The following is a 12,158-nucleotide window of genomic DNA, read 5'->3' as shown; positions in this document are numbered from 1 at the left end:
GGAGCCGAACAGGGCCCGCTCGCGTTCCACCAGCAGCGGCAGCGGATCGGAGGCGGTGACCAGGTCCCGCAGCGGATACCGCCCCAACACCGCGTCCACCTCGGGCGTCGACGCGACCGCCAGCCGCCACGCGGCCGGACGGCTCTCGTCCCGCAGCGCCTCGACGGCCGCGAGGATCGCCTCCTGCCCCGGGCCCTCGGGCACTCCGGCGGCCGCACGCTCGTACAGCCGTGCGCCCTCCTCCAGCACGAGGTCCGTGTCCATCCCGGCCGGGATCTTGATCTGAGCATGGTGCCGCCAGGTGGCGACCGGATCGCCCCAGGCCTCGACCCGGTAGGTCCAGTGGCCGGGCGCGCCGGCGGTGACGGTGGCCCCCCAGCGGTCGGTGCCCGGGGCCAGTTCACGCATCGGCGTCCACGGGCCCGGGCGGCCGTCGGGGTCGGTCAGTACGACATTGGCGGCGACCGCGTCGTGGCCCTCCCGGAACACGGTCGCCGAGATCTCGAAGGTCTCGCCGGTCACCGCCTTCGCGGGCCTGCGCCCGTGCTGGACGACCGGGCGGACGTCGAGGACGGGTATGCGCCCGACGCCGCCGGCCGTGTCGTACGCGGAGGGTCGCTCCGGCGTGGGCGGTCCGGTGTCGGCGGTGCCGGCGCGGGGAATCGGGGGTGCTTCGGTGCGAGGCGTCGGGGGTGAGGACGACTGGTGGTGCATGGCGGGCATGACCGCTCCTGTCCGCGTCAACGAGGGTGGGCGGAATGGCTGTGGGGAGGTGGGTCCTGCGGGGTGGTGCCTGGTGTTGCGGGGTGTCGCGGGGGTGTTTTCCGTGGTGCGCCCGGGCGCACACGGGTGGGGCGTACCGCTGGAGCCTTCCCACCCTATTCGGGTGGGCAATCCGGCACTTTGTTAACTACCCACGCGTATGTCTACGCACAAGACCGGCCCCGTTCCTCAGGAACGGGGCCGGTGCCCGCACTTCGCCGTGAGGAGGCAGCTACGAGCCCGGTACCTGCAGGAGTTTGTTCGGCGAACCGAGCCCACGCCCGGACACCTTGCCGGACACGGACTGGGATACCAGGGCCTTGGACACCTGTGCGGGCCGCGCCTTGGGATGTCCGGCCAGATACAGCGCGGCCACGCCCGCCGCGTGCGGCGACGCCATCGACGTACCCGAGAAGGTCGCCCTGGCCGTGTCGCTCGCGTACGACGCCGACGTGATCGCGACGCCCGGGGCGAACAGGTCCAGGGCCGAGCCGAAGTTGGAGAAGCCCGCCTTCGCGTCCCGCTTGTCGGTGGCGCCGACGGTGATGGCCTCCCGCACCGCGGCGGGGGAGTAGAGGCTCGCCGGCAGCCCGTCGTTGCCCGCCGCCACCGTGTAGGTGACGCCGGACGCGATGGAGTTGCGTACGGCGGCGTCCAGCTGCGAGTTGCGGTAGCCGCCGAGGCTGACGTTGGCGACCGCAGGCTTCTTGGCGTGCCTGGTCACCCAGTCGATGCCCGCGATGACATCGGCGGTGGTGCCGGCGCCGGCGTTGTCGAGGACCCGCACGGCGACGACCTTGGCGTTCTTGGCGACGCCGTACTGCTTCCCGGCGATCGTGCCGGCGACATGGGTGCCGTGGCCGTTGCCGTCGCTCGCGGCCGCGTCGTCGCCGACGAAGTCCCAGCCGTAGCTCGCCCGGCCGCCGAAGTCCTTGTGTGAGATGCGGATGCCGGTGTCGATCACATAGACCGTCACTCCGCTGCCCGCGGACTCCGGCCAGGTGTAGCTGTTGTCCAGCGGCAGGTTGGCCTGATCGATGCGGTCGAGTCCCCAGGACGGAGGATTCTTCTGGCTGTGGTCCAGGGTCACGCGGGTGTCCTGGACGACCGAGGCGACGCGTGAGTCCGCCGCGAGCCGCTTGGCTTGTCTCTCATTGGCATGTATGGCGTAGCCGTTGAGGACCGTGCCGTACGTGTGGCTTATTTTCGCCCCGTACTTCTCGGCGAGGCTCTTTCCCGCCGCCGACGGAGCCTTCGTTCCCCCCTTGAGTGTCACCACGTAACTGCCGCTGACGGCGCCGGGTTCCCCGGCGCCGAGTATCTGCCCCTCCGGTGCGGCGTGCGCGGGCATGGTCGTGGCCGAAAGCGCGGCGACACAGGTCACCGCGGTCAGACCACCGGCCCAGCGCAGACGCCGTATGCGCGTCCGTGCCATGGTGTGAGTTCCCCTCCTCAACTCGGCGCACGGCGGCCCTGGAGCACCGGGTGCACCTGGCGTGGACCGGTGCGCCACTGTCACCCTCTCGTGATGTGAGAAGTCGCCACAAGGACGCCTACGGGGGCGGAATCGGCCATATCGGCCATGGGGGACCTGTAAAGGTTGCGGTTGCTTTCGGACGAAGGTGCTCTTTTCTGTCCGCGGGGTCTTCTGCCCACCTGCTTGACGGTCGCAAAACGCGCTGTGGTTACGAAGCCCCGCATACCGATACCGTCGGGGTCGATGACGGGACCCACACCGCCGTGGGCCCCCTGCCACGCCCTGCCCGAGGTGGAACTGTGAAGGCGATCCGTCGATTCACCGTCCGTCCTGTCCTCCCCGAACCCCTCCGGCCGCTGAGCGACCTCGCGCGCAATCTGCGCTGGTCCTGGCATGCGGAGACGCGCGATCTCTTCCAGTCCGTCGACCCCGAGCGCTGGACCGCCTCGGGCCAGGACCCCGTACGGCTGCTGGGCAGCGTCCCGCCCGAGCGGCTCGCCGAGCTGGCCGAGGACCGTCGGTTCCTGCGCCGGCTGACCGCGGTCGCCGGTGACCTCAACGACTACGTCACCGGCGAGCGCTGGTATCAGGACCAGTCCGCCGAACTCCCCGCCGCCGTCGCCTACTTCTCACCCGAGTTCGGCATCACGGCCGCCCTGCCCCAGTACTCCGGCGGCCTCGGCATCCTCGCCGGCGACCACCTCAAGGCGGCCAGCGACCTCGGCGTTCCCCTCATCGGGGTCGGGCTGCTGTACCGGCACGGCTACTTCCGGCAGACCCTGTCCCGGGACGGCTGGCAACAGGAGCACTACCCGGTGCTGGACCCCAACGAGCTGCCCCTGACGCTCCTGAAGGAGTCCGACGGCACCCCCGCCCAGGTCTCCCTCGCCCTCCCCGGCGGCAAGTCGCTGCACGCCCGGATCTGGCTGGCCCAGGTCGGCCGGGTGCCGCTGCTGTTGCTCGACTCGGACGTCGAGGAGAACGACCTCGGCGAACGCGGGGTGACCGACCGGCTCTACGGCGGCGGCAGCGAGCACCGGCTGCTGCAGGAGATGCTGCTGGGTATAGGAGGGGTGCGGGCGGTGCGGACGTACTGCCGGCTGACCGGCCACCCCGCCCCCGAGGTCTTTCACACGAACGAGGGCCATGCGGGCTTCCTGGGGCTGGAGCGGATCGCCGAACTCCACACCGAGGGCGGCCTGGACTTCGACTCCGCGCTGGAGGCCGTCCGCGCCGGCACGGTCTTCACCACCCACACCCCCGTCCCGGCCGGCATCGACCGCTTCGACCGCGAGCTGGTCGCCCACCACTTCGGTCCCGACGCCGAACTCCCCGGCATCGACGTGGAGCGCATCCTCCGGCTCGGCATGGAGACGTACCCGGGCGGCGAACCGAACCTCTTCAACATGGCGGTGATGGGCCTGCGCCTGGGCCAGCGCGCCAACGGCGTCTCGCTCCTCCACGGCAACGTCAGCCGCCAGATGTTCTCGGGCCTGTGGCCGGGATTCGACCCCGACGAGGTGCCCATCACCTCCGTCACCAACGGCGTCCACGCCCCGACCTGGGTCGCCCCCGAGGTCTTCCGCCTCGGCGCCCGCCAGATCGGCGCCCAGCGCACCGAGGACGCGATGACCGTCGGCGGCTCCGACCGCTGGGACGCGGTCGCGGAGATCCCCGACCAGGACGTCTGGGACCTGCGCCGCAACCTGCGCGAGCAACTGGTGACGGAGGTACGGGACCGCCTACGCACCTCCTGGCGGCAACGCGGCGCCGGAACGGCCGAGCTGGGCTGGATCGACGGGGTCCTCGACCCCGACGTCCTGACGATCGGATTCGCGCGCCGGGTCCCGTCGTACAAGCGACTGACGCTGATGCTCCGGGACCGCGACCGCCTGATGGACCTGCTGCTCCACCCCGAGCGGCCGATCCAGATCGTGGTGGCGGGCAAGGCGCACCCGGCGGACGACGGCGGAAAGCGCCTGGTCCAGGAGCTGGTGAGGTTCGCGGACGACCCGCGCGTACGGCATCGGATCGTGTTCCTGCCGGACTACGGCATGGCGATGGCGCAGAAGCTCTACCCCGGCTGCGACATCTGGCTGAACAACCCGCTGCGGCCCTTGGAGGCCTGTGGGACGAGTGGCATGAAGGCGGCCCTGAACGGCTGTCTCAACCTCTCCGTCCTGGACGGCTGGTGGGACGAATGGTTCCAGCCCGACTTCGGCTGGGCGATCCCCACGGCGGACGGCACCGGCACCGACCCGGACCACCGCGACGACATCGAGGCGGCGGCGTTGTACGACCTGCTGGAGCAGCGCGTCACGCCCCGCTTCTACGAACGCGGCCAGGCCGGTCTGCCGGACCGCTGGATCGAGATGGTCCGCCAGACCCTGACCCTGCTCGGCCCGAAGGTCCTGGCGGGCAGGATGGTCCGCGAATACGTGGAGCGCCTCTACACCCCGGCCGCGCACGCCCACCGCGCGATGACACCGGACGCGGCACGCGAGCTGGCGGGCTGGAAGGCGCGGGTGCGCTCGGCCTGGCACGGCGTCACGGTCGACCACGTCGAGACGTCGGCGGCGACACCCACCGCCGAACTCGGGTCCACGCTCAGTCTCCGGGTGCGGGTGGGCCTGGGCGACCTGGGGCCGGAAGACGTGGAGGTCCAGGCGGTCTCGGGTCGTGTCGACTCGGAGGATCGCATCGCGGATGCCTCGACGGTGCCGCTGAAGCCGGTGGGGAGTCCGGACGCGGAGGGGCGGTGGGTGTACGAGGGGCCGCTGTCCCTGGACCGGACGGGGCCGTACGGGTACACGGTCCGGATTCTTCCGGCGCACCGGTTGCTGGCTTCGAGTGCGGAGCTGGGGCTGGTGGTGGTGCCTTCGGAGGATGTGGGGGAGGGGGCGGGAGTGCTGTTGCGGTGACCTGCGCCAAGGCGCCCGGCCGGGAAGCCCCTGCCGGGCGCCTGTATCAGATCTCCTGCACCGGCGCGCACAACCTCCGCAACACCGCCCCGCACCGCCGCGCATACGCATGCTGCAACCCCCGGGTAGCCGCCCCGCCCGCCCGCGCATACCACTTCGCGCCCCGGCTGAACGCCCGCACGGTCAGCCACACCGTGCCGTCCCCCGTGCGTTCCACCTCGAACGCTTCCTCGCCGCACTCCGGATGGCCGGAAAGCGTCCCGTAGGCCCAGCCGATGCGCCGGTACTCCTCCACCGTCCAGACCACCCGGCACGGGGCCTTGATGACGCCGGCGAGGGAGACCGTGACGTCGACGTCGGGGGCCGCGCGGTCGGACGAGGCGTCGATGCCGACGCCCATCGCGCGGTGCATCTCCCAGGTCATGACCGCCTCGGCGGCTCTGCGGAAGACCTCCTCGCCCTCGCCGATGCGGGTGCGTACGTGCAGAGGGTGGAAGCCGGGTGGGCAGAAGCCGGTCTCCCGGGTCGCGCCGACGTGGTCGTACGTGAAGGACATGGGTCCCAAGAGTAGGGCGGCACCCGGGGATGCCTTCGTCCCGGGTGCCGCCCCGCCCAACTACCTGTACGTCAGCTGACGTTGACCGCCGACCACGCCGCCGCGACCGCGTTGTACTCCGTACTGCCGGAGCCGTACAGGGCCGACGCCGCGCTCAGGGTCGCCGTACGGGCGCCCTTGTAGTTCGTCGTCGACGTCATGTACTCGGTGAGGGCCTTGTACCAGATCTGGGCGGCCTTGGCGCGGCCGATGCCGGTGACCGTCGAGCCGTTGGACGTCGGGGAGTCGTAGGTCACCCCGTTGATCGTCTTCGAGCCGCTGCCCTCCGACAGGAGGTAGAAGAAGTGGTTCGCCGGGCCCGAGGAGTGGTGGACGTCCAGGCCGCCCAGGGAGGAGGACCAGTAGTCGGCCGAGTTGCCGTCCTTGCTGGGCTTGTCCATGTAGCGCAGCGGGGTGCCGTCGCCGTTGATGTCGATCTTCTCGCCGATGAGGTAGTCACCGGGGTCGGAGGAGTTCGCCGCGAAGAACTCCACCGCCGTGCCGAAGATGTCGGACGTGGCCTCGTTCAGGCCGCCGGACTCACCGCTGTAGTTCAGGCCGGCCGTGTTCGAGGTGACGCCGTGGGTCATCTCGTGGCCCGCCACGTCCAGCGAGGTGAGCGGCTTGACGTTGCCCTCGCCGTCGCCGTAGGTCATGCAGAAGCAGCTGTCGGACCAGAACGCGTTGACATAGGCGTTGCCGTAGTGGACGCGGGAGTAGGCGGCCTTGCCGTCGTTCTTGATGCCGCTGCGGCCGAAGGTGTTCTTGTAGTAGTCCCAGGTCGTCTGGGCGCCGTAGGCCGCGTCGACGGCCGCGCTCTGGTCGCTGGAGGAGCTGGAGGCCGCTCCGGTGCCCCAGGTGTCGTCCGCGTCGGTGAACAGCGTGCCCGCCGAACTGCTGGTGCTGCGCGCCTTGTTGTACGTCTTGTGCCCGCCGCGGGTCGTGTCGTACAGCTGGTACGTCGAACCCGACAGGGTCGTGCCGAGCGTCACCGTGCCGGAGTACACGCTCTTGCCGGTGCCGGTCTCGATGCCCTGGTACTCGTACAGCTTCTTGCCGGTGGCCGCGTCGGTGATGACGTGCAGCTCGTTCGGGGTGCCGTCCTCCTGGAGGCCGCCGACGACCGTCTCGTAGGCGAGGGTCGGCTTGCCGTTCGCGGCCCAGATCACCTTGCGGGGCGCGTTGTCCGCCTCGGTCTTCTCCGAGCCGGCCGCCTTGGCCAGCTTCACGGCCTGGCTCTCGGCCTTGGCCGCGGTGATCGCCGGCTTGAGCGAGGCGACCTTGATGGTGGCCTTCGTAGCCTTGGTGACGCCCTTGGTCGCACCGGACGCCGACTCGTGGACGACCAGGTCGCCGCCGAGGACGGGGAGCCCGGCGTAGGTGCGCTCGTAGCGGGTGTGGACGGTGCCGTCGGCGTCCTTGACGACGTCCTTGACGACCAGCTTCTCCTGGGCGCCGAGACCTATCGCGTCGGCCGTCTCGGCGGCCTCGGCCTGCTGGTCCTTGATGAGCGCGGTGCGCGCGGCGGGGGCCAGTGCGACCGGGACGGCGAGCGGGCTCGCCTTTCTGCCGCCCTGTGCCTGGTCCTCGGCGGCGGAACTGCCGGTGGCCAGACCGGTGGTGAGCAGGGCTCCGGCCGCCACGGCGGTGGCGACGGCCAGAGTGGTGCGCTTGCGACGCGCGTAGAGGGGGGTCACACCAGCTCCTATGTGGGGAAGTTCGAACGGTGCTTGTGCGGCGGGTGAGGGAAGAGTGACACCAGGGGCGCGTACATGTCAGGACCCTGAGGTGATGTTGGCCGGAAGTCGACTGTCCGGTAAACGTTTCGGGAATGTAAACGGGCGCCGTCCCGGCGGGAGTTGAACCCACCGAGACGGCGCCCTGTCTTGGACGGACCGTCAACCGGCCTACGGGAAGGTGAGCTTCCAGCTGTTGATGTAACCGGTGTCGACGGCCGCGTTGTCCTGGACCCGCAGCTGCCAGACGCCGTTGGCGACCTCGGAGGACGCGTTCACCGTGTACGTCGTGTTGAGGTTGTCCGAGCTGCCGCCGGTGCCGTACGCCTTCAGCGTGTACGCCGTGCCGTCGGGGGCGACCAGATCCACCTTGAGGTCACCGACGTAGGTGTGGACGATGTCCACGGCGACCTGGAGGTTGGACGGCGCGTTGCCGGTCCGGCCGGAGACCGTGATCGGGGAGGTCACCGCCGCCCCGTTGTCCGGGATCGACACGTCGGTGCCGCTCTCGAAGGAGGTACCGCCACCGCCGCCCCCGCCGTCGGAGCGCGCGCCCACGTTGACGCCGGCCCAGGCGTCCTGCACCGCCTTGTACTCGGCGCTCGTGGTGCCGTACAGCTCACCGGCCGCCGCGAGGGTGCCGGTGCGGGCGCCCGAGTAGTTGGTGGTGGAGGTGAACTTGGTGGTCAGCGCGCGGAACCAGATCTTCTCCGCCTTGTCCCGGCCGATGCCGGTGACCGGAAGGCCGTCCGAGGTGGGCGAGTTGTAGGTGACACCGTTGATGGTCTTGGTGCCGCTGCCCTCCGACAGGAGGTAGAAGAAGTGGTTCGCGGGGCCCGACGAGTAGTGCACGTCGATCGAGCCGATGCCCGAGTACCACGCGTCCTTCGACGAGCCGTCCTTGCTGGGCTTGTCCATGTAGCGCAGCGGTGTGCCGTCGCCGTTGATGTTGATCTCCTCGCCGATGAGGTAGTCACCGACGTCGGAGGAGTTGTTCGCGAAGAACTCGACGGTCGAGCCGAAGATGTCGGAGGTGGCCTCGTTCAGACCGCCCGACTCGCCGCTGTAGTTGAGGCCGGCCGTGTTCGAGGTGAGCCCGTGCGTCATCTCGTGCGCGGCCACGTCGATGGACGTCAGCGGGTTGGCGTTGCCCGAGCCGTCGCCGTACGTCATGCAGAAGCAGCTGTCGGACCAGAACGCGTTGACGTAGTTGTTGCCGTAGTGGACGCGGGAGTAGGCGCCGACGCCGTCACCGCGGATACCGGAACGCCCGTGCACGTTCTTGTAGTAGTCCCAGGTCAGCGCGGCACCGTAGTGCGCGTCGGCGCCCGCGGACTCCAGGTTGGACGGGCTGCCGTTGCCCCAGACGTCGTCGGGGCCGGAGAAGAGGGTGCCGGTGCCGGAGGTACCGCGGTTGAGGTTGTACGTCTTGTGGTTGCCGCGCGCGCCGTCGGTGAGGTTGTACGTCGAACCGGACTGCGTGGTGGTGAGGTTGACCGTGCCGGAGTACACCGTGTTGCCGGTGCCGGTCTCGATGGCCTCCCACTCGTACAGCTTCTCGCCGGTGGTGGCGTCCGTGATGACGTGCAGTTCCTGGGGGGTGCCGTCGTGCTGGAAGCCGCCGATGACCGTCTCGTACGCCACGGTCGGCCTGCCGTTCGCGGCCCAGATCACCTTGCGGGGCGCCTTGTTGACGTCGGGGCTCTTGGCGTCCTCGGCCTTCGCGGCGGCCAGCGCCTGCTTCTCGGCCTTCGCGGCGGGTACGGCGGCCGTGGTGGTGGCCGGCTTGATGGCGGCGCGGGTGGCCTTGACGACGGCCTCGGTCTCGCCGGACTTCGCGGTCTCGACGACCAGGTCGCCGCCGAGGACGGGCAGACCGTCGTAGGTCCGCTCGTAGCGGGTGTGGACCGTGCCGTTGCCGTCCTTCAGGACGTCACGGACGACCAGCTTCTCCTTGGCGCCCAGACCCAGGTCCTTCGCGGTGGCCGCCTTGGTGGCGTTGGCCTCCCGTATCAGCGCGGCGCGCTGGGCGGGGGACAGCTTGACGGACTCCGCGCCCGGGATGACCTTGTCCGCGGCCGACGGTGCCTTCGCCGGGGCTGCGGTGGCGGCGCCCGACTGGACGGCCGCGGCGATCAGGGCGGAGACGCCGACGAGGGCGACGGCGGCGGCCCGGCGGTGCGTGCTGTGACGACGCGCTGTGTGGGGGGTGCGTCTGTGGGAGGAACTGTCTCTCAACACTGACTCCTTCTGCGCGGCCGCGGATCACGCGGCCAGGGGAGACCGGCCGGCGGGTGGGCCGTCCGGGCAGATCGGGGTGGTACGCAGAACGACGTGCGCGTGCGGGAGTTCAGCCGCGGGGAAACGGCACCGTCGTGTGACGGTCTTGTGGGGTTGCTGTGTCGCGGCCGTGGGAAGAGTGCCAGCTGACCGCGCTTTCTGTCAGGAGCGCGTCAGAAACTTGGCCGGAAATGGTTCGTTGTCCGGGAGTTCATGTTCGGTATACGGACCGGAACGGTGTGGGCCCACAGGGTGTGGGCCCACCTCCCGGCTACTCCTCGGCGCCCGCCTTGTCGATCCGGGCGAGATCACGCAGCCACGCAGCCGCGTTGCCGTCGGACGGCGCCCGCCAGTCGCCGCGCGGGGAGAGCGAACCCCCGGCCGAGACCTTCGGCCCGTTCGGCATCGCGGACCGCTTGAACTGTGCGAACGCGAAGAAGCGACGGCAGAAGACCTCCAGCCAGCGCCGGATCTCCGCCAGGTCGTACGCCACCCGCTTGGCCTCGGGGAAGCCCGGCGGCCAGGCGCCGGCGTCCGCGTCGTGCCAGGCGTGCCAGGCCAGGAAGGCGATCTTCGACGGCCGGAAGCCGTACCGCAGGACGTGGAAGAGGGTGAAGTCGTGCAGCGCGTACGGGCCGATCTTGGACTCGGTCGACTGCATCTCCTCGCCCGGCACCAGCTCCGGGCTGATCTCGGTGTCGAGGATCGCGGCGAGCGTCTTGCCGGTCTCCTCGTCGAACTGCTCGCTGCCGATGACCCAGCGGATCAGATGCTGGATCAGCGTCTTCGGCACCCCGCCGTTGACGTTGTAGTGGCTCATCTGGTCGCCCACGCCGTACGTGGACCAGCCCAGCGCCAGCTCCGACAGGTCGCCGGTGCCGAGCACGATGCCGCCGCGCTGGTTGGCGAGCCGGAACAGGTAGTCGGTGCGCAGACCGGCCTGCACGTTCTCGAAGGTGACGTCGTACACCGGCTCGCCGGACGCGAACGGGTGGCCCATCTCCTTGAGCATCAGCCGTGCGGTCGGCGTGATGTCCAGCTCGGCCGCGGTGACGCCGAGCGAGTTCATCAGCTTGTGGGCGTTGTCCTTGGTGTGGTCGCTGGTGGCGAAGCCCGGCAGGGTGAACGCCAGGATGTCGCTGCGCGGGCGGCCCGCGCGGTCCATCGCCCGGGCGGCGACGATCAGCGCGTGCGTGGAGTCCAGGCCGCCGGACACCCCGATGACCACCTTCGGGCCGCCGATCGCGCCCAGCCGCTGCTGGAGGCCCGCGACCTGGATGTTGTACGCCTCGTAGCAGTCCAGGGCGAGGCGCTCGGCGTCGGCGGGCACGAACGGGAACCGCTCGACGCGGCGCTTGAGCCCGAGGTCGACCGTCGGCGGGTCGAGCCGGAACCCGACGCGCCGGAAGTCGCCGGTCCGCCCGGCGTGCGCGCGCCGGTTGTCGTCGAACGTGCCCATCCGGTGCCGCTCCTGCCGCAGCAGGTCGAGATCGACGTCGGCCACCGCGTACTGGTCGTCGAGCGGGAAGCGGTCGGTCTCGGCGAGCAGGGCGCCGTTCTCGTAGATCATGGTCTGCCCGTCCCAGGACAGGTCCGTGGTGGACTCGCCCAGACCGGCCGCCGAGTAGACGTACGCCGCCAGGCAGCGCGCCGACGCCGCCCGGCACAGCAGCCGGCGGTCCTCGGCCCGGCCGACCGTGATCGGGCTGCCCGAGAGGTTGGCCAGCACGGTCGCGCCCGCGAGGGCCGCCTCCGCGCTCGGGGGCACCGGCACCCACATGTCCTCGCAGATCTCCGCGTGCAGCACGAGGCCCGGGACGTCCTGCGCCTCGAAGAGCAGGTCCACGCCGAAGGGGACCTCCTCGCCGCCGATCCGGATCGTCCCGCCGCGCTCGTCCTCACCGGACGCGATCTGCCGGCGCTCGTAGAACTCGCGGTAGTTCGGCGGGTACGACTTGGGAGCGACGCCGAGGATCCGGCCCCGGTGCACGACCACCGCACAGTTGTAGATCCGGTGGCGGTGGCGCAGCGGGGCGCCGACGACCAGCACCGGAAGCAGGTCCGCCGACCCGGCCACCACGGTCCGCAGCGCCTCCTCGACGTCGTCGAGCACCGCGTCCTGGAGCAGCAGGTCCTCGATCGAGTACCCGGTCAGGCCCAGCTCCGGGAAGACGGCGACCGCGACCCCGTCCCGCGCGCACCGGCGCGCCTGCCGCAGAACCGCTTCCGCGTTGGCGTGCGGGTCGGCGATGACGGTGTGGCCGGTGCACGCGGCGACCCGCGCGAAGCCGTGCTGGTAGATCGACCAGAAGTTCAATGGACCGCGGCTTTCTACTGTCTTCTGCTGTGGCTTCTTCAGCGTGCCAGGGAGCTCCTACAGCAACGAG

Annotated in this window: 7 protein-coding genes; 1 reads left to right on the top strand and 6 read right to left on the bottom strand. The window is 70.4% G+C overall.

What is annotated here, in order from left to right:
- Positions 1-723, bottom strand: a 723-nt coding sequence (locus tag IF78_RS0138280) for a maltotransferase domain-containing protein (RefSeq protein ID WP_031487151.1), incomplete at its 3' end; no start/stop codon positions are given.
- Between the two features lie 271 nt (positions 724-994).
- Positions 995-2,197 carry a S8 family peptidase gene (locus IF78_RS0138275; protein WP_031487150.1) on the bottom strand — a complete coding sequence of 401 codons (1,203 nt, stop codon included), beginning with the start codon at positions 2,195-2,197 and terminating at the stop codon, positions 995-997.
- A 341-nt stretch (positions 2,198-2,538) separates the two neighbouring features.
- Here IF78_RS0138275 and IF78_RS0138270 point away from each other — a divergent pair, with 341 nt between their 5' ends.
- A complete protein-coding gene (locus IF78_RS0138270) occupies positions 2,539-5,160 on the top strand; it encodes a glycosyltransferase family 1 protein (protein WP_031487149.1) in 2,622 nt (873 codons plus the stop codon).
- 46 nt (positions 5,161-5,206) lie between these two features.
- Here the strand turns inward: IF78_RS0138270 and IF78_RS0138265 are convergent, their stop codons facing one another.
- From IF78_RS0138265 to IF78_RS0138250, 4 genes are all read right to left on the bottom strand, one after another.
- Positions 5,207-5,716 (bottom strand): DUF1990 domain-containing protein, encoded by a 510-nt coding sequence (locus IF78_RS0138265; RefSeq protein WP_031487148.1) that lies wholly within the window; start codon positions 5,714-5,716, stop codon positions 5,207-5,209.
- A 71-nt stretch (positions 5,717-5,787) separates the two neighbouring features.
- Entirely contained in the window at positions 5,788-7,452 is a 1,665-nt protein-coding gene (locus IF78_RS0138260; protein WP_031487147.1) for a M4 family metallopeptidase, read from the bottom strand.
- A gap of 210 nt (positions 7,453-7,662) precedes the next feature.
- Positions 7,663-9,729 (bottom strand): M4 family metallopeptidase, encoded by a 2,067-nt coding sequence (locus tag IF78_RS0138255; protein ID WP_037642264.1) that lies wholly within the window; start codon positions 9,727-9,729, stop codon positions 7,663-7,665.
- 313 nt (positions 9,730-10,042) lie between these two features.
- Positions 10,043-12,088, bottom strand: coding sequence for an NAD(+) synthase (locus IF78_RS0138250; RefSeq protein WP_031487145.1), 2,046 nt, complete (start codon positions 12,086-12,088; stop codon positions 10,043-10,045).
- Positions 12,089-12,158: the final 70 nt, after the last annotated feature.

It is taken from the genome of Streptomyces bicolor (genome assembly GCF_000719285.1).
Taxonomy (GTDB): Bacteria; Actinomycetota; Actinomycetes; order Streptomycetales; family Streptomycetaceae; genus Streptomyces; species Streptomyces bicolor.
The sequence above is the reverse complement of the archived record's forward strand: the minus strand, read 5'-3'. Positions and strand labels throughout refer to the sequence as shown.

Bases quoted from the DNA above. Each gene is read 5' to 3' on its own strand.
- IF78_RS0138275 (WP_031487150.1), bottom strand. From the start codon at position 2,197: ATGGCACGGACGCGCATACGGCGTCTGCGCTGGGCCGGTGGTCTGACC.
- IF78_RS0138265 (WP_031487148.1), bottom strand. From the start codon at position 5,716: ATGTCCTTCACGTACGACCACGTCGGCGCGACCCGGGAGACCGGCTTC.